The 19,358-nt window shown below is 44.9% G+C and carries 15 protein-coding genes; 3 read left to right on the plus strand and 12 right to left on the minus strand.

Going from position 1 to position 19,358, the window contains the following annotated elements; all coding sequences use genetic code 11:
* Positions 1-25: 25 nt before the first annotated feature.
* Positions 26-1,288 carry a chloride channel protein gene (locus OCV88_RS04030; RefSeq protein ID WP_158424305.1) on the plus strand — a complete coding sequence of 421 codons (1,263 nt, stop codon included), beginning with the start codon at positions 26-28 and terminating at the stop codon, positions 1,286-1,288.
* A gap of 148 nt (positions 1,289-1,436) precedes the next feature.
* Here the strand turns inward: OCV88_RS04030 and OCV88_RS04035 are convergent, their stop codons facing one another.
* The 6 genes from OCV88_RS04035 to OCV88_RS04060 form a co-directional block, all read right to left on the minus strand.
* On the minus strand, positions 1,437-2,630 hold the full coding sequence (locus OCV88_RS04035; protein WP_158424306.1) for a ComEC/Rec2 family competence protein: 1,194 nt from the start codon (positions 2,628-2,630) through the stop codon (positions 1,437-1,439).
* An 81-nt stretch (positions 2,631-2,711) separates the two neighbouring features.
* A complete protein-coding gene (locus OCV88_RS04040; protein ID WP_158424307.1) occupies positions 2,712-3,641 on the minus strand; it encodes an XdhC family protein in 930 nt (309 codons plus the stop codon).
* Positions 3,625-4,344, minus strand: a complete 720-nt coding sequence (gene yqeC, locus OCV88_RS04045; RefSeq protein WP_158424308.1) for a selenium cofactor biosynthesis protein YqeC — start codon at positions 4,342-4,344, stop codon at positions 3,625-3,627. The genes OCV88_RS04040 and yqeC overlap by 17 nt, the downstream gene beginning before the upstream one ends.
* Positions 4,345-4,358: 14 nt before the next feature.
* On the minus strand, positions 4,359-5,192 hold the full coding sequence (gene yqeB / locus OCV88_RS04050) for a selenium-dependent molybdenum cofactor biosynthesis protein YqeB (RefSeq protein ID WP_158424309.1): 834 nt from the start codon (positions 5,190-5,192) through the stop codon (positions 4,359-4,361).
* Positions 5,193-5,226: 34 nt separating this feature from the next.
* The gene (yedF, locus tag OCV88_RS04055; RefSeq protein ID WP_158424310.1) at positions 5,227-5,883 is read right to left on the minus strand and encodes a sulfurtransferase-like selenium metabolism protein YedF; all 657 of its coding nucleotides are present in this window, start codon (positions 5,881-5,883) and stop codon (positions 5,227-5,229) included.
* 46 nt (positions 5,884-5,929) lie between these two features.
* Entirely contained in the window at positions 5,930-6,166 is a 237-nt protein-coding gene (locus tag OCV88_RS04060) for a putative Se/S carrier protein (RefSeq protein ID WP_158424311.1), read from the minus strand.
* A 122-nt stretch (positions 6,167-6,288) separates the two neighbouring features.
* On the opposite strand from OCV88_RS04060, the gene OCV88_RS04065 reads away from it, so the two are divergent.
* Positions 6,289-7,233 carry a DMT family transporter gene (locus tag OCV88_RS04065; protein WP_158424312.1) on the plus strand — a complete coding sequence of 315 codons (945 nt, stop codon included), beginning with the start codon at positions 6,289-6,291 and terminating at the stop codon, positions 7,231-7,233.
* Positions 7,234-7,280: 47 nt separating this feature from the next.
* On the opposite strand, the gene rbr is transcribed toward OCV88_RS04065, so the two are convergent.
* Together rbr and OCV88_RS04075 are read right to left on the minus strand one after the other, a co-directional pair.
* Positions 7,281-7,937 (minus strand): rubrerythrin, encoded by a 657-nt coding sequence (gene rbr / locus OCV88_RS04070; RefSeq protein WP_158424313.1) that lies wholly within the window; start codon positions 7,935-7,937, stop codon positions 7,281-7,283.
* Between the two features lie 84 nt (positions 7,938-8,021).
* On the minus strand, positions 8,022-8,279 hold the full coding sequence (locus tag OCV88_RS04075; RefSeq protein ID WP_158424314.1) for an HPr family phosphocarrier protein: 258 nt from the start codon (positions 8,277-8,279) through the stop codon (positions 8,022-8,024).
* Positions 8,280-8,423: 144 nt separating this feature from the next.
* Between OCV88_RS04075 and dnaK the strand changes: the two genes are divergently transcribed.
* The gene (gene dnaK / locus OCV88_RS04080; protein WP_158424315.1) at positions 8,424-10,193 is read left to right on the plus strand and encodes a molecular chaperone DnaK; all 1,770 of its coding nucleotides are present in this window, start codon (positions 8,424-8,426) and stop codon (positions 10,191-10,193) included.
* 94 nt (positions 10,194-10,287) lie between these two features.
* Here the strand turns inward: dnaK and OCV88_RS04085 are convergent, their stop codons facing one another.
* From OCV88_RS04085 to OCV88_RS04100, 4 genes are all read right to left on the minus strand, one after another.
* Complete coding sequence (locus OCV88_RS04085; RefSeq protein WP_158424316.1) at positions 10,288-11,049, minus strand: SDR family oxidoreductase; 762 nt, start codon at positions 11,047-11,049, stop codon at positions 10,288-10,290.
* A gap of 22 nt (positions 11,050-11,071) precedes the next feature.
* Positions 11,072-11,572 (minus strand): GNAT family N-acetyltransferase, encoded by a 501-nt coding sequence (locus tag OCV88_RS04090; protein WP_158424317.1) that lies wholly within the window; start codon positions 11,570-11,572, stop codon positions 11,072-11,074.
* Between the two features lie 53 nt (positions 11,573-11,625).
* Positions 11,626-16,086 carry an FN3 associated domain-containing protein gene (locus OCV88_RS04095; RefSeq protein ID WP_262590680.1) on the minus strand — a complete coding sequence of 1,487 codons (4,461 nt, stop codon included), beginning with the start codon at positions 16,084-16,086 and terminating at the stop codon, positions 11,626-11,628.
* Positions 16,087-16,268: 182 nt separating this feature from the next.
* Positions 16,269-19,349 carry an InlB B-repeat-containing protein gene (locus OCV88_RS04100; protein WP_158424319.1) on the minus strand — a complete coding sequence of 1,027 codons (3,081 nt, stop codon included), beginning with the start codon at positions 19,347-19,349 and terminating at the stop codon, positions 16,269-16,271.
* Positions 19,350-19,358 lie beyond the last annotated feature (9 nt).

Below are 19,358 nucleotides of genomic sequence, written 5' to 3' on the forward strand. Positions count from 1 at the left end.
TCTTACAGGGAGCTGTGAACCGATTATGATTTACCGGCTGTTTATTAAATACTTAAGAAAATATTATCTGCGTCTGAAAACCTCATTGAAATGGATTCTGTTTTCCGTTTTGTCCGGCATCCTTATTGGCCTTGCAGGAACCGCTTTTTATTTCTGCATGAATTATGCCTCTGATTTAAGAGGCGCCTTTCCCTGGCTGATCTTTTTGCTTCCCGCCGGAGGACTGGCCATTGTAGGACTATATCATCTGTTCCAAAATCAGAAGGATCCGGGCACAAATCTGGTATTGTCCGCGGTACATTCCGGGGATCATATTCCCATTAGGATGGCCCCGCTGATATTTGCCAGCACAGTCCTGACTCATCTGTTTGGGGGCTCTGCCGGCCGGGAAGGAGCCGCACTGCAGATCGGCGGCAGTCTTGGAAACGGCATCGGAAGGCTTTTCCACTTTAATGAAAAAGAACAGAAGGTACTGATTATGTGCGGTATGAGCGCCGCTTTTTCCGCTGTATTCGGAACGCCTCTGGCGGCCGCCGTATTTTCCATGGAAGTCATCAGCGTGGGAATTATGCATTATTCTGCAATTCTGCCCTGTGTCATCTCCTCTCTGATTGCACATCAGATTGCATCCTGTTTTGGCGCTGTGGGAGAGCATTTTATCATACAGAGTATTCCGGATTTTGCACTAATTCCAGCGCTAAAAATCTCCCTGCTGGCTGTTTTATGTGCCGTTATCAGTATTTTATTCTGCGTTATGCTCCACGGATTTTCTGATCTGTTCCGAAAACTTTTTCAAAACGGGTATGTAAGAATATTAACCGGAGGTTTTATTGTTCTGGCTCTGACACTGCTGATTGGCAGCCAGGATTATAACGGAACGGGCATTCCTTTTATTGAACAGTGTTTTTCGGGAACAGTACCGCCCTATGCGTTCCTGCTTAAAATGATTCTCACAGCCGTCACACTGGCAGCCGGATACAAAGGCGGAGAAATTGTTCCGTCTTTTTTCGTGGGTGCGGCTTTCGGATGTTTTTTCGGAAACGTTATCGGCCTGTCCCCGTCCCTGTGCGCAGCCGCAGGGATGGGCGCCGTATTCTGCGGTGTTACAAACAGTCCCATCACCTCGCTTTTGATCTGTTTTGAACTGTTTGGCTTTGAAGGTATGCCCTATTACCTGCTCTCCATTGCGCTGTCCTATGTACTTTCCGGCTATTACGGCCTCTATCAGTCACAGAAAATCATCTATTCTAAATATAAAAATCAGTATATTAACAGAAAGACCCGATAACGAAAGTCTGTATATCCTCAAAGGAAGTCTTTTCATATCACAATGATATTTTTCCCGGACAGAGAAAATGCCTTTTCCCGAAGACAGGGGCCTGACTAGAGTTTCATTTTCAGGATTCCCTTAAAGGAAAAGGCAATTTTACGTTGTCCTATTTGTCAATACATACTTTACAGGGGCTGTATCCCTGCTCCATCAGTTCTTTTCTGGAATCGTGGGATACTCTTAAGGATTCTGCCGGTATCTGGGATACGCTCCCGCATCCGGATAGATGAAACTTTTCCGTTCCGGTATTTATAATATACGTATATTTTTCCTGTCTGCTTTTACTTTCACGTTCCAGTTTTGCCTCATCCATGCTGGCAACATCATCCCCGCAGCTGTAATTCTGACTTGGCTTTGTATTCCAGGTGATCTCCTTTCCATTGGAAACAGCAATTATTTCCCCCTGGAGATCTGTACGGTACAGAGATGCTTTCGTTTTCTTAATCCTTTTCATGGCTGATTTTGCAGGATGTCCATATGGATTCCCAAATCCTGCGCTGATCACTACCGCTGACGGATCCACCGCCTTTAAAAACTGATCTGTCCCGGAGCTGCTGCTGCCATGATGGCTTGCCATATAAACGTCCGATTTCAATGTAAGACCTGAAGCAGTCATATCTGCCTCACTTTCTGCCGATGCGTCCCCGCAGATCAGAAAACTATTGCTTCCATATCGAAGGCGGATTCCTATAGAGTTATCATTTTCTTCTTCATACTGATAATTTTTCGGACATACAATGGTAAACTCAGCATTGCCAAGCTCATAGGTCTGTCCCACAGATGGGTGGATTTCCAAAAATCCCTTTCTTTTCATAACTGAAAGATATGACTGGTAAATTTTTGTATCAGCCTGATAATCAGGGCTTAATACCAGTCTGCACTGGAATTTATTCAGAACACCCACAAGCCCGTTTAAATGATCATCATCGTAATGGGAAACTACCACATAATCAAGCTCGCTGATCCCAAGATTTTTCAGATAGCTGACAACATAGGAGGATTTTGTACTGTCTCCGCCGTCAATAAGCATATAATGCCCTCCGCATTCTGCCAGCACGGCATTTCCCTGTCCTACATCCAAGAATCTTACCGTAAGATCATCCGTAAACGCATCCCCGGATACAGCTCCGGCTTCCACCGCCTCAGATACACTCTCCTGCTGAGAAATCTTCTTAATATCGGAAGAATCCTCATAAGATGCCTCTTTCCTGCATCCGGAAAACAGGCTCACCGCCGTAAGCAGTACCAGTAAAACAATGGGTCTTAGCCATGTCCTTTCTCTGGTTGTTCTTTTTTTCATGTTTTTCTCCCATCAAAGTTCTGCAGAAAACCGTCTAAGTTCCTCTGCTGCCATTGAACGGGAGCTTCATTTCATGATCATCTAAACCCGCTCAAACAACACCTTGATTCTGCCTCCGCAGATCATATCTCCGCTTTCCATTCCATATTCGCGGATACTCATATGTTCTGCAGTTTGGGCATCTTTTATTACAAGATATTCGGTTTTTCCTCCTCCGATAGTACCAAAGCATGTTCCGTTTCTATCAATCAGCATTCTGCAGCCAATCTCTCTGGGCGCAGAGCCTTCCTTTTCTATAATCACAGCCATCACCCCGGAAAAGCCCCCGGACAGTCTGTTTAAAACATCCCCCGGCAGCTGAGCAAATGACTTTTTATTTTTTTCCATAATCAGCTGGGCAGCCACACTTACTGCAATCTCTTCCGGTGTTCTGGCAGAAATTGACAGCCCCACCGGGGCATGAATCAGATCTTTCGCCCCTTGAGCAGCGTCCCATTTATCCATCTGTTTTTTTAACTCCGCAGTCTTTCTGCGGCTTCCAATCATCCCTAGATATTCAAAAGGCTGTTTTAAAATCTGTCTGACACAGGAAAAATCAAAAACATGGCTCCTTGTCATAACCAGATAATAGGTATTTTTATAAGGATGAAGGGTTTCAAAAATATGTTCAAAGTCCCCACAGATCAATTCTTTTGCATCCGGAAAATACGCTTCTTTTAAAAGCTCTTTCCGATCATCGTATACTATAGTTTCAAACCCCAGCCAGGCTCCCATCCGGCAGACCTGACGGGCCACATGTCCGCTTCCAAAAATCACCAGACGAAAGACTCCGGCAATGACCTCTTCAAAGCAGCTCTCCTTGTGATACTGCCGGATACCACTCTCATCCGGGCACTCGTTAGGAAGTATCTCTTCCATACATCCTTTTTTTGCTCCGCTTAAATAGGTTCTGACGCCCACCATGCCTTCTGCAGCTGTTTTTTTTGCAATTAATTTATAATTCATATTCATAATCTGCCTTCCAGAATATCTTTTTATGCAGGGAAATCACACAATAGGAAAATGGAAAATCTGCCTTTTTTTTCATTTTCATAAAAATATGTTCTCCTATTTCTGCCTGCTCTTTGCAGTCCGCCTGATTCAACACAAAACAGCATCGGCGTCTCCAGGCCGCCAAATCCTGCGCCTGGCAGATTTTAGGACCATACCCTTCCAGGAAAATCCTTTCATAAGTCTCCGGCGTAATCTGTTCTTCCTGTGAAAACATCAGCTGATACCGATGCACTTCATCTCCGCACAGCAATCCCATTTTTGAAAGCCCCAAAAGTACAACAAGACTGCCGCACCAGTCCGGAATTACCGGCTCATAGTCTGCCGGTACTTTCAGCGATTTCATTTTTGCCCCGTCTGCCTCAATCAACACCACATCTGCCAGCCTTGCCAGCCGGCGCATAACAGCATCCGGCCAGGCCGAAATCTTTTCCGGCTGTACCAGTCTTCCGGTGACACAGATTCCATAGCGGTTTAACACATCCTTCACCGCCGTTTCATCTGCACTGGCAGTAAACAGCTCCTTTTGCCTTGGTGTACCCATTTTAGTGGTAGTCATAATCAGTACTTTTTTCTGTTTTTGTAAATATTTTTCTGCACAGGCATAAATGGTGGAAGTTTTCCCGCCGGCCCCTGCAAAAGCAATGATATTTTTTGATTCCATAACGCTCCTGCCAGTCAAAAGGTATTTCTTCTGTCTGCATTTTGCAGTTCCCAGCGCAAAACCGCTTCCAGTACGCCTCCTGCAATGCACCTTGCCTTATCTGAAATGGTAAAACAATTATTAAGCTCTCCGATTCTAGGATCAATATCCGCAATTTTCAATCCGGCCTTTACCGGATACCAGTTTCGTATCAGCCCCCGCAGAATACCGGAAATAGAAGCTTTTACCGGAACCTGCATCCCGCCATCTGTCTCTATCAGGGCAATATCCTCTCCTGCTGTCACGATCTTGCCAATCCGGGAAATATGTCTGATTTTGCCGCCGGCGGGAGCATAAATCACCCGCTCCTTTGAAAATCCGCCGATATTCCCGGGCACACCTGTATCTGCCTTAGGGCATCCCTGATAAATCAGCCGGCCCAGATCATGCCCCCGTTTGGTCTCCACAACCACATCTACATCTTCCCCCGCGCTAAATCCGGGACCAAGCCCTATGGTAAGAGGAGCCATATCTTTTGTAGTTCCGCAGTTTCTTTTGGCAAGAATGGCATCTATCAGAATGTCCGGCCGCAAAGCTTCGATGGCCTCTCCTTTAGGATCTTTCATAACTGTCAGCTGCCCTGCCCTTACCAGCGCTTCTGCCTCCTGGAAATCATGGGCACACACAGCCCGGATTCCCTCTACTACAGCTTCCCCTTCATAAATTGCTTCCGAAAAAGAAACCTGCCTGCGAATAGACGTGGGGTGTTCTGCTTCCAGCACTAAAACCGGATACCCGCAGCGGGACAGCTTAAAGATCGTCCCTGAAGCAAGGTCCCCGCCGCCGCGCACTATAATAAAATGTTTCATCTTACCCTTACTCCTCCGGTTATTCAAACAACAATTACGGCCTGATCAGCTTATCCGCTTCTGCCATTTTCTGTGCAATCACATACATATTGGTTACTTCTCCCGCCGCCAGCTGATCTGCAATCTGATAATGATTCAGACAGGTTCCACAGGTTAAAATCTCTACCCCCTGAGCCTCCAGAGACTTGAGATCTTCCAGAGACTCTGAGCCTTCCACAGAAAGATAAGCCCCCGAATTGTACAAAAGAATGGTCTGGGGAAGTACATCCTGCTGTGTCAGAGCAAAAATGTATCCTTTCATAAGAAGCTTTCCAAGAGCTTCCTCTCCGCTGCCCATCTGATTGGAGGACAGTACAACTACCATCCCCTCACGCCTCTGGTCTGCCAGACAGCTCTCCTGGCTTCCTGTCTCCTGTTCTTTTGTTTTATTCTCATCTTCATTGAATCTGTCCTTTAAGATTCCATCTGATTTTTTTACAACAATGACTACCTGATACTGATCTGTGGAAATCTTCTCAGAATGAAAATCCAGCTTCTGGCTGGATGCCATTTTCGAAATATTCTGTACAGCGATTTCATTATCTACAAGGATCTCCACCTCCCCCTGCTGGTGAAGAGACATCACTGCTTTTCTGGCCTCAATCACAGGCAGAGGACACTGTTTTCCTCTTGCATCAATTTTTACTTTCATTTTCTGCTCCTTTGCCGGCCGTCTGTTCAGAATACGGCCCTCTGTTTTAAAACATCATTTCCGTCAGCTGCTCATAGCATATGTGATTCTGTTTCATGGCAGTCTCCCATGCATCCTGCATGTCAGGATCTGTCATCCAGCACATCCCGCATCCTGCCTTAAGCTCTCCGGGCACGGGAATCAGCCGGCCTGGGAGTCCTCTTTCCCTGCAGAAAGCTTCCATTGCCATGGCCTGGGTAGTGTCCGGAAATGTAATCATACATCTCTTTTTCTTCTGTCTCATCAGACATTTCTCCATTCCTCTGCACTTGCAGTATTCTCTGCTTTTCATTATAATGTGAAGCGTCCTGTTTTTACAGGTATCAGATTCAAATTTACATCCATTATACGAGAAAGGATAAACATATGACAACACCCAAACAGCATCTGCTGCAAAAAACCTCTGTGGTATGGATCTGTGCACTGATCTGTACCGCACTTTGGGGCAGTGCATTCCCATGTATCAAAACCGGATATGTATTATTTCAGATTCCGTCTTCCGATACTTCTTCTCAGATTTTATTTGCAGGTCTTCGTTTTTTCCTTGCAGGTCTTTTGACAATTCTAATCGGAAGCATCGGACAGCGCAGATTTTTGATACCTAAACCAAGCTCTGGTCCTAAAGTATTTGTTCTTTCCATGTTCCAGACAGTCATCCAATACCTGCTGTTTTATATCGGCCTGGCTCACACCACCGGTGTCAAGGGTTCTATTCTGGGCGGCACCAGCGTACTGTTTTCTATTTTAATTGCATGTCTGATCTTCCGTCAGGAAACCTTCAGCAGCAGCAAGCTGGCGGGATGTCTGATTGGATTTGCGGGCATTGTGATTGTAAACTTAAATGGAGCAGGAATGGAGCTGGGATTTACATTTACGGGAGAAGGATTTATGATCCTGTCTGCTTTATCCTATGCCCTGTCCTCTATTTTTTTCAAACGTTTTTCCTCCGATGATGACCCGGTAACCCTAAGCGGTTATCAGTTCCTTCTGGGAGGTCTGATTATGATTATTATCGGCGGAGCATCCGGAGGGCGTATCAGCATTTTAGGCGTATCTTCCATTCTTCTGCTGATCTATATGGCTCTGATTTCCGCTGTGGCATATTCCCTCTGGGGGATGCTTTTAAAATATAATCCGGTATCCAAAATTACCGTCTTTGGATTTATGACCCAGGTATTCGGAGTTCTTTTATCGGCACTGATTTTAAAAGAACAGGGAGGGTTTGGCCCCAGAACTTTGCTGGCTCTGATTCTTGTCTGCATGGGAATCTATCTTGTAAATAAAAGCAAAAAAACCCCATCCTGCGGATGATCTGCAGGATGGGATTTACACAGTATTATGCTATGCACCTTTCACAATTAATAGTTTTCTTCTCGCAGTTCAAAAAAGCTCTGAGGATGCGCACATACCGGACATACCTCCGGCGCCTGCTTTCCGATTACCAGATGTCCGCAGTTGCGGCATTCCCACATCTTTTCTTCACTCTTTTCAAACACTTTCTGCATTTCAACATTACTTAACAATGCAAGATAACGCTCTTCATGGCTCTTTTCAATCTCGCCTACCATGCGGAATTTCTCAGCCAGTTCATGAAATCCCTCTTCCTCTGCTTCTTTAGCAAAGGTGGCATACATGTCTGTCCACTCGTAATTTTCACCTTCTGCGGCATGCTTTAGGTTTTCCTTTGTATCGCCAATGCCGGACAGCTCTTTGAACCACATTTTCGCGTGTTCTTTTTCATTTTCAGCTGTCTTTAAAAACAGGGCAGAAATCTGCTCATAGCCTTCCTTTTTGGCAACCGACGCAAAATATGTATATTTATTTCTTGCCTGAGATTCCCCTGAAAATGCTGCTTCCAGATTTTTTTCTGTTTTTGTCCCTGCATAAGGATTTGTGCTCTCAGTCTCTGCCTTAACAAAAACAGATGCAGGCTGATGACAGCGGGGACATTTAAAGTCCTCTGTCATCGGCCCCTCATGAATATACCCGCATACCGTACAACGCCATTTTTCCATACTATTTCTCCTTATCTGTTGAAAATATTCCTGTTTCTTTCTCCAGTATAAGTGATTCTTTTCCTGAAAGTCAATGCTGTAAATTTACAAATATTCATTGAGAAATCTATGCAGTTTTAAGGCCGCATAGGCCTCATCTTCTCCTTTTGTACAGATTCTGATCTGATCTCCTTCTTTGGCCCCAAGATTTAACAGGCTTAAAATATGTTTGGCATCTGCCGTCCGCTCTTTTAGCTGTACCTGTACTGCACAATGAAATTTCAGCGCTTCTTTTACCAGCATTCCCGCGGGTCTTACATGCATACCAACGGGATTTGTAATTTTAAAATAAAATTCCTGCATCTTTCCATCACCTTTTTTTCTTACTTTTTCCAAAAATTTTAGATTTCATACATATGTATTTCAGAATTTTGTGTTATTCTACTAACATATGTTTGATAAATTTTTATAATTATTCAGATCAGCAAGGGAAAGGAATCTATATATATGGGAAAAATAATCGGAATTGATCTCGGAACTACAAACAGCTGTGTTGCCGTTATGGAAGGCGGACAGCCAGCAGTCATCGTCAATGCGGAAGGAACCCGGACTACCCCTTCTGTGGTAGCTTTTACTAAAAACGGAGAACGCCTTGTGGGGGATACCGCCAAACGCCAGGCCGTTACCAACGCTTCCCGCACAATATCCTCCATTAAAAGAGAAATGGGAAAAAATACCCATGTTACCATTGACCGCCAGAAATACACCCCTCAGGAAATTTCCTCCATGATTCTGCAGAAACTGAAAAAAGATGCGGAAGATTATCTTGGACAGCCTGTAACCGATGCGGTAATCACGGTTCCGGCCTATTTCGATGACGCACAGCGAAAGGCTACCAAAGACGCCGGCCGGATTGCCGGCCTTCATGTACAGCGGATTATTAACGAGCCTACTGCCGCCGCTTTGGCTTACGGCCTTGATAATGCCCAGCCCCAAAAGATTCTTGTATATGATCTAGGCGGCGGAACCTTTGATGTATCTGTCATTGAAATCAGTGAGGGAATGATTGAAGTACTTGCAACTGCCGGAAATAACCGGCTCGGGGGCGATGATTATGATAAACGGCTCAGTGAATATCTCGTTTCCGAATTTCAGCGGGAGCATGGCATTAACCTATCAAAAGATATGACTGCCATGACCCGTATTACGGAAGAAGCGGAAAAGGCAAAAATTGCTCTGTCTTCCGCCACAACTGTAAATATCAACCTCCCTTATCTTTCCACTACCCGCTCCGGTCCTGTTCATATGGATTTGAACCTGACCCGAGCCAAATTTGAAGAACTCACCAACGATCTGACAGAAAGCACCGCCGGCCCGGTGCAAACCGCCCTGGCAGACGCGGGTATCACCGCTTCCCAGCTTGGCAGGGTGCTACTGGTTGGCGGTTCCACAAGGATTCCCGCCGTCCAGGAAAAAGTCCGTATGCTCCTTGGACAGGAACCGGGAAAAAGCCTGAATCCGGATGAATGTGTGGCTCTGGGCGCTGCCATTCAGGGAGGGAAACTTGCCGGGGACAGCAATCTTAATGAGATTCTTTTAATGGATGTCACTCCGCTGACACTGTCCATTGAAACCGTGGGGGGTATTTCCACTCCTCTGATCAAACGGAACACTACCATACCCACCCGTTACAGCCAGGTATTTACAACTGCCCAAAACTACCAGACCTCTGTTAATGTTAAGGTTCTGCAGGGAGAACGGCAGTTTGCCAGAGACAACAAACTCCTGGGAAAATTTGTTTTAAGAGGCATCCGCAGAGCTATGGCCGGCGTTCCGCAGATCGAAGTTACCTTTGATATTGATGCCAACGGCATTGTTAATGTATCTGCCAAAGATTTAAGCAGCGGAAAGGAACAGAGTATTACTATTACAAGCAGTACCAGCATGTCCGACGCCGAAGTAGACCAGGCGGTGAGAGACGCCGCCGCTTATGAAGCCTCCGACAGCCAGCGCAAAGCTTCTTTTGATCTTTTTACAGAAGCAGAACAACTGATTCGAAAGGCAGAAAATGCAGTGGCTAAAACCGGAAAACGTCTGGACCGGCCTACAAAGTCCATGATCCGCTCCGACATTGCAGAGCTTCGGAAATCAATGAGAAAAGTAAAGCCCGCCGATATGTCTCCCAGCCAGGAAGAGGCTGTTAAAAATGCAAAATTCAAGCTGGAAGGATCAGCAGAATATGCTTTCCGTCTCTTAGATGAAACAGAAACGAAATAGAGAAACCAAAAACTGCCGTATGGATTCAAAACGATTCCTTACGACAGTTTTTTTATTGCTTTACATTTTCAATTGTATGTCTGATTTTTATCTGCTACAGGCAGGTATATCCTCCGTCGATGACAAAATCCTGTCCGGTTGTGAGACTGGCAGAGGGGCCTGCCAGATAGATAATCATACCTGTTAATTCCTCTGTATGTCCCCAGCGGTGCATGGGAATCATGGGCATCCAGGCATCTTCCATTTCTTTTGGTACGTCTCCCATAGGGGTTTTAATATAGCCCGGGCTGATACTGTTGACACGGATTCCGTATTTTACCCACTCCACAGCCATACTTTTTGTCATATGAATGACACCGGCTTTGGAAGCATTGTAGGAGGTCTGTTCCTGAGGGAGATTAACAATTTTTCCGGAAATAGACCCGACATTAATAATACTGCCCGGTATTCCAAGAGCAATCATCTTTCTGGCGGCGGCGCATGCTGCAATATAAACGCCGGTAAGATTGGTATCCATAATGGCTTTAAACTCCTCTGCATCTGCTTCCAGTGCAGATTTATGCTGGCAGATTCCCGCATTATTAAACAGAATATGCACTCCGCCAAAATGATTTACTACCTGCTCAAAAGCTTCCTCTACAGCCTTTTCGTCCCGTACATCTGCGATCAGGCTGATGGCTTTACCGCCATTTTCCTGTATTATTTTTACAGTTTCCTCTGCACCGGATCTGGAAAAAATCGCCACTTTAGCCCCTGCCTTTGCAAGATCTATGGCTGCCTGCTGGCCGATTCCGCTTCCTCCTCCGGTAACCACTGCTGTTTTTCCACTTAGTCCAAACTTTTCTTCCAAAAACATACGAAAACCCTCCTTGGCATTTCTACAAGTCACCTTCATAACAGTACCATCTGTGTCCTAAAGCATCCGCCTGACCTGCATATCTGAAATTTAATTTCTGATATGCTCTCAGAGCCGCTGTATTTCCGGGACTTACCAGCAGATGAACACCGTCATATCCCCGGATACGCAGTACATCCATCACTTCCCGAAACAGTCTCTTGGCAAGCCCTCTGTTCTGATATTCCATTTTAACGGCCAGCCGTGCAATTTCCCCCGATCGTTTGTTCCTGGATTTCCAGGTCCAGTTATCCAGACGGTCCACCGCATCATCTTCATCCACAGAGATGGCTCCCACAATCATACCTTCCTCATTTTTCAGACAGAACACCGCATCCCTTTTCACATCATCTTCATAAATTGTTTCATTTGGATAATCCACAGACCAGGTACAGCCTTCCTGGTCCATGGAATCTCTGTAAATTTTCATTATTTCTGCTTTATCCGAAAGCAAAGCAGGAACAAATGTAAACTGTTCTTCCATTGATTGTTTCCTTTATTACATCCTTACCCTTTTAAGACAAACAGGCCGTATATTTACCGTATCCGTCTTCTGCTGTATACTCCCGCCAGGCAGGTAATTGCTGCCAGTGACAGAAGAAGAGAAATCACCGCACTATTTTCCGCCATTCCTGTTTTCGGAGCTATTGTCTGGTCAGCACCCGGATAAACAGCTTTAGCTCCTTCTACTGTAATGACAGCTGTGTCTTTTGCCGTGCCGGCTTTAGCCGTAATCACTGCACTGCCTCCGGACAGCGCTGTTACCACACCGTTTTCATCTACATTTGCAATCTCAGGATGATCACTGGACCACACAATGGTTTCATCAAATGCAGTTTCCGGTTCTGTTCCTGCGGTAAGCTTAGCAGACTCTCCCGGTTTTAATGTAACTTTATCAGGTGACACGGAAAGCTTCTCTACACCCTGTGCCGTAATGGTTACTGTACAGCTGGCTTTTACAGTCATATCTGCATCACTGGAAGCCGTAATTGTCACGGTTCCCGGTTTTAAGGCAGTAATCACCGGTACGCGCTCACCGTCAAAACTGTAAGTATGATCAAGAGAAATACTGTCAACATCCCCGCTGACACTCCAGTTGATTCTTGCGCTGGATGGGCTGTCAGCTCCAAGAAGATCTGCTGTGAGACTTACCTGCTGCCGGGGCTCATCTTTTGTCAACAATACAGATTTTTCACTGGCATCCAGACTTAATCCGGAAGGATAATCTACCAGATAACCGCCGTTTCGTGCCATAGTATTTTCTACACATGCAATTGCCGCAAAGGTCCAGCAGGAGCCAAGATTTCCCTGATTGCGAATGGGTGTCAGGGTACCGGTATCTCTTAAGTCGAACTGTTTTGGCAGATCAATCGCCGGAGCTTTTGTACCCCCTGCACTTTCAATAGACGCCCCGATGCCTCCGAATACAGATGCCTGCTCAACACCGGTCAGTACAACATTCTTTGTATTTTCAAAAATCTCATCTGCCTTTTCCTCTTTGCTGTCAGCTGCTTTGGTTTCTTCCTTTGGCTCATCTGCAGGAGAAGTTTCAGACGTATAGGTATCAGAATAAACATCGCAGGTATAGGCGCGGATATTCGCAAACATTCCCTGGCTTCCTACATCTATTTTCTCTCCCTCATCCATCATAAACGACTGGTTTTCGGCGGGCTGTACGCTTTCTAAAAATCCGGAGATGTTGCAGCTGACCCCAATAGACACCTCTGCGTCCGGATTCTTTTTCTCTGCTTCCAGGCGGACCATCACTTCAAATTCTCCTCCTGCAGGTATGGTAACAGCCTGAGTTAAACGCTCGGTATAAAATCCCGCATACTTTTTGACGCCTTCCGCTACTTTTTTGCTTTTTCCGTTCTGGACAATACTGATCTCATATCTGGTATCTGTACTGCCGCTTACAAAAGATACAGCCTTTAATAATTCCGGAGACTCCTTGGTATTCCTGAATACTTCTGAAGCTGTCAGCGACTCATCCATATATACAAAACTAAGCGTCCCGAAAGGATCATTCATATACTGGTGATTGTAATTATCGGGCATTTCATCTGCCAGATAAATCGCCGGGTTATTGGCCATAATAAAAGCATCTTCATAGGAAAGATAGCAATATCCCTGATCTCCAACCTCCTCTCCCCAGGAATTTTTTATAATAAAAGCTCCGTCTTTAGATGGTTTTGGAATTTCCACATTTTCATATCCATTGGACTCAGCCGCCGCCTGATCTCCCGTAAAGTTATCTCTGCTGTAGGAATCATCCCACCCCACAACCGTTACAATATGGCCGACGTCTTTTCCCGGGAGCACATAATCATAATCCATTTTATCTACGTAAAAGTTCAGCGCCTCCGGATCCCGATAAGCCCGGCCTACCAGCATATAAATATCCGCTGCTCCGTAACTGTACACAGCACTCTTTAAATTCTCAATATAATTTTTCCGGGTGTCATTGGGCAGATACAGTGCATTCTGAACATGAACCTGTGCACGGTCCGAAAGATTTTTATAAGAGTAATCCCCGTCTTCTGCATCCGTATACGGATCTGCAGACTCCTCTGCCGGGCCTGCCCAGTTAGAAAAATATGTCATGGACATCAGATAATGCCCGCCGCCGTTTATTCCTAAATCCCAGGCATATCCGCTTCCTGTTTCCAGATTTTTATCCCCCATGGCTGTGAGCATATTCATTTCAGAATAATCCAGTTTCGAAACAGCATCCGGCTCCATTTCTTTTGTCATGGTAAGCTGATACGTTTTCGTTTCAGAAAAGCTGCCGTCTTTTCCTGCTATTTTTACAAAATACTTTCCGCTGTTTACAGAAATTGTAAGATTCTGATCCTTATTTTCCAATACAGAATTTCCAATCTCATCCCCCTGTTCATTATATAAAGAAAGTGTATAAGACAAATCCTTTGGCACTGCCAGCGTCAGATTTAATTCGGCACTGTTTTCCAGTGTAAAAGCATATACATCCTCATCCTCCGGGTAATGAATGGTTCCTTCATATTTCCCTGGAAAACTTACAGATGCCGCCTCCTCCAAAGAATTATTCGGTTCATAACGGTCCCCTTTTCCGGTACCCGTCTCATAGACAAAGGTACGGATACTTCCCGGAATCACATCCTCTGCCCCCGGAATCACTGCAATTGCTTTTATAGTTGTCGGTTCAACAATAACAATAGGATCTTTATAAACTGTCCCATGTTCCCCTAAGGGGTCACTGCCGTCGGTAGTATAATGTATCTCTGCTTCCGGCCATTCGCAGGATAAGGATACCCTTATCCCCGGTTCTACAGCTCCGGCAGGAATATCTGTCTTTACAGCTCCGGTCTTTGCCCGATACTCCCAGGTGCTTATCTCAGAGCAGCTGCCATCTTTTCCCATTGTGCATGCTTTTAAAACAAGAGAACCTGTCACAGCAATGGGCTCACGGTATTTGATACCGTCTTTTGAAGGATCGCTGCCATCGATAGTATAATAGATTTCAGCATTTTGATCTGAGGTTTTAAGACTTACCGTATCATTATAAAGCAGTATTCCGCTGTCGGTGTCAGTATAAACCCCTTCCAGTCTGTCAGAAGAAATCCCTGCAAACTGCATATGGGAACCGAAATCTACAGGTGTCACAGCTTCCTTTGATCTGTTGATACAAAAACTTGCGGCTCCGCCTCCAGGAATGGCCTCCATGGGATATTCCAGTGCCTCAATGGCATCCACTTCCACTCCATCAACATTCGAAGGATTCTCTTTATTTCCGCTGAGGCTGTACAGGCCGGATTCATCTCTCAGATACAGCGCGGCGTTATAATTAGTCACAAGCTCTTCAAAATTTTGAACTTCTTTCCCTTCGCCCAGATATCCGATCTGCTCTAACGCAGCCTCCAGATCCTCCCTGTAACCGGTGCCGTTTACATTTAAGATCGTTTTATAAATTTCATCTCCGCCGCCGGCCAGATCTTTTGTCTGATAAGCCAGATATCTGCCAAACAGATACCAGCTTCCGTAAGGAACACCAGATTCCTCACCATCCGGCACATACCAGTCTTCATAAATAAACGGATAGGTATAGCCATACTCCCTGGCTTTAGCGGTAAATGCTCCCACTTCATAAACATTTTCCGTGCTGGCAAACCCGGCAATTTCAATGGCACACTGTGAAAACATCTCATTCATCCAGCTGTCACCATATCCGAAGGTCTGTGAAAAATTAATCAGATGCTGCAGCTCATGAGCCAGTGTGGACATTGTAACCTCCATTGGGTTATTCCCAGCCATATGGAGCATATCCATAACATTCCCGGTAGCGAATTCTGTCTCCTCTTTTGTATACAAATCAGCAGAATAGAAAAAACCGGCATATGGCATCTCATAAAATACAAAAGCCGTCTTTCCGTCGCCGTCTACATCCATACCGCTCCAGTCGCCAAAGGCTTTCTCCAGAGGATCGTGGATTTTCTCATCTATGGTATCTGCATATGCCTTCGCCTGCTCATCTGTAAGCACTTCCGGATGAGCCGCATCTCTCCAGATGGTGCAGGTATCGCCAACGGCTGCCACCTCAACCTCAAACCATCCGGCTCCGCTGGCATTATAATCTGAGTAGATTTCTTTTTTATCTCCCACCTGGTACGTACGGGATACCTGATTTTTCGCGGAACGGCCCTTGTCTGATAAAGGCGCCTTTCCTTTTATATTCTTAAGATCGGGAACACCGCAGCGGCCGCCGGCAGTCCCATTTTGTTCATCTTCCTTCTCTTTGAAAGCTTTGGCTTCCCCAAAAGAGATGCCTGTCTGCTCTGTCTGTTCTAGCTTCTCCTGGGAATCAATGGTATCATCCAGGTTTTCCGCCATAATAATATTTCCGGAATAATCTGGCCCCTGCTTATCCACTTCAGACTTCTGTCCGGCAAAAACCGGAACCGAAATCATAGAAGCCGCCAGTATCACAGCCAGCAGAGATTTTCCAACTCTCTTTCTTCTCATAACTCGTCTCCTTTTTGATAAATATACGTTAATCATACCATTATGCTCAGAAAAAAACAATGTCTGCTGTGGATGAATGGATAATAGAAAAAAACGGCCTCTCAATGGTCAGATTTTTAGGTCTAACCTTTGGAGGCCGGTACAGATTATATCGCTTTTCTATTTAATTTTTATCTGTTTTTTTATTTTACAGGTTTTCTTTTCCGGAATGCTGCCGCAGCTCCAACACCTGCTGCTGCAAATACTGCAGTCCATACGCCGGCCATAGAATTATCTCCTGTTTTCGGGGAAACAGATGACTGATTGTTAGAGCCGTTTCCGGAACCATTTACATTCTGATTTCCGGAACCATTTCCATTCTGGTTATCAGACGGATCACTGGTACCTGGCTTCTGATTGTCAGATGGGTCATTTGTTCCTGTAGCAGGAATTGCAATTGTTTCACGGTCTAATTCCTGTTTACAGAATGTGCAGTATGTTACATTGTCATAGGAACCATCCGTTTTTTCGGTTGCCTCTACACGGTTCTCAACTACAACATCAGATGGTGCATGTGCATAATTAATTGCTGCATCATCTTCCATCATTCTCATTGCAAGAACCTGTCCTTTTACTGCCTTGTCTGCAGTTACCACAAAGGATGTATCTCCTTCCTTATAAACTGCAGAATAACCGTCAAATCCTTCACCGTTAACAGCTTCTGCCATTGCCTGGGCAATCGCAGCCTCATCAACAGTTGTAGAGAAATTATGTGCATGGCTGACGCCGCTGCCGATTACAGTTTCTTCTCCATCTACAATACTTACCAGTTCAAAGAAATACATACCGCGCATATTTGCTTTGTGAGCAACAGAAACATATGTGCTTGCTGCTGTCTTATCAGTTCCTGCTACCGCATCATTGTTAAGTACGATACCAATTGGAATTCTGCTTTCCTGATTTGGTACAACAACTGTTTTACTGCTGTCATCTGCTGCAACGATATGAGTAATTCCTCCTGCAGCTTCCTGTACTGAGAGCATTCCGTTATAGATGGCTGCCCAGTCATTAGAAACCATAGTAATTACCAGCTGATTGCCGTTTTTCACTTCATAAGTAATATCACGGGCAGTATTATTTACATCGCCGCCAGCAATGGTAATCAGAAGATCTTTGCTGAGATCATCGGATGTCAGTTTGATATCTTCACTGAATGTAAGTGTTGCAATAATCGTCTGATTTAACTCTCCGTCTGCATCATCATGTTCCGCATTAGTAATATCAAAATCAGTAACGGAAACCGCCGCATCTTCTTTGATCCATTTTGCATACAAAGTAGTATCCTGATCTACTGTGCTGTCATTTGCTCTGAAATCAAATTTATTACCGGCTGTGCATTCTTCATCTGTATACCATCCGCCGAATACATATCCTTCTTTTTCGGGTGTTTCCGGTACACTGATAGTTTCAGCTGCTGTGGAAGGTTCTGTTTTATATTCTTCCCCGGCACCACGATAAATTACTAAAGAATTTGCCCAGTAGCTGGATTTTATGGTAGTATTTGATGTAGAGGTCATAAGGTGTGACAAAACAGTCTGATCCTCTACCTCAGATCCACCCTGAGTATCAAAAGTAACATCACATTCATCTTTGGTTAATGCGATACCGTAAACAAAACGGAACTGATTCTCGTATGCGATTAACGGATTTAAGTTCGTGTTTGCTGCAGTAGGAAGTTCGGCATCTCTAATAGCATCGCCGCTGATGAGATCTTCTTCATACTCGGTACAGATACTCGGATCAACAGTAGAGTCTTTCTCCAGACATTTCTCTGCCAGATAGCGGCGCAGGGCAATGGTGGAACCAGCATCTGCATCTCCTCCGTCGCTTACCAGACTGTCATAGTAATCAGCAAAGTCATCATCATAGATTGTGCTGAGGAAATAACGGGTCGTATTAAACAGTTCATCATAAGTAAAGTTATTTCCGTAATGATCAGAGGTGTCTAACAGGAAGTAGTCATCATCAGATACTGTCACACCGGCCTCTTTTAATAAATCATTTAAAGACACACCATTGCCGCTGAAGGTACGGAATCCTGTCATTCCACACTGGGAAGAGCCGTTAAGAAACTCAGACATTGCTTTCATATCATCTGATGACCACGATTTTACAACAACCTGATCAGCAGTTGTATCCGGATTTCCATCCTGATCTTCAATAATAGAAAACGCAGGTGCTGTTCCAGTATACCAGGTGGTTTCTCCTACAGAGTCTTCATAGCCTTTCGCTTTTACTGTTACCTCATAGATCTGAGACTGGGGATATGTTACCGTGCTCCATCTGCCTGTAACTGCAAGGGGCTCATGTCCTTCCATAACATACACAACCGGATTTTCGGCAGTACGCTCAAAGGTAAGATAATTGCCGCTGACAGAAATCTGATCTTTTGTTAAAGTGATTTCTTTTGGCCCGTTTGGATAAGCGTCTTCTGCCACTGTGGGGCTTCCATCCTTATTTACCGGCTTTAATGTTACTGACTCAATACTAGATGCCCAGGCGCTTCCGATATTTTCAAACTGAATCCGGGCAGAGCCCTTTTCACTTGTCAGACGCAGGGAAGACTGTGCAGATTTTACCTTTGCTCCTTCCACTTTGTTGTCATCATCATAAACATGAAAATCTGCTGATAAGGTTCCTTCATATTTTCCTGTTCCGGTAATTGTCGCACTAGAATTTCCTACCTGACTGCTGTCATATGTAACTTTGTAATCGGTGTCCTGAACCAGTTCTTTTCCATTTACACGAACAACTACAGAGATTTCCTCTCCTGCTTCTACCGGTGCGATTTCATCTACAGAACCTACCCGGGCCAGATCAACCTTTTCACCGCATGCTTCAATGCTGTCAACTTTAAAGCCCCAGGCGTTTCCAGACTGATCGGAAGTAAGACGGATCTGAACCGTAGCAGTTGGTACATAGACCGTTTTTCCTGCCAGTTCTGTGCCTGTATATTTCCCGATCTCATTTCCATTGCCATCCAATACATAGATAAAATCATATCCGGATTCTACGTTTGTGTCCTTGTTAAATGTTACATACACTCCGTTAGCCGCATTTTCTGCTGTATAGCTCCATGTCTGATCATGGTTTTTATCATAATCATGTGAGCTTTCCGGCAGAGCAGGTGCATCCTTTGCAAAAGCAGTCATGCTCATACAGCTGCCTGCCATACCTGCCGCCAGCACCCAGGCTAACATTTGTTTTGATTTGTTTCTTTTCATATGTTCCTC

Origin of the sequence: Brotonthovivens ammoniilytica, assembly GCF_025566885.1 — a bacterium.
Taxonomy (GTDB): Bacteria; Bacillota; Clostridia; order Lachnospirales; family Lachnospiraceae; genus Brotonthovivens; species Brotonthovivens ammoniilytica.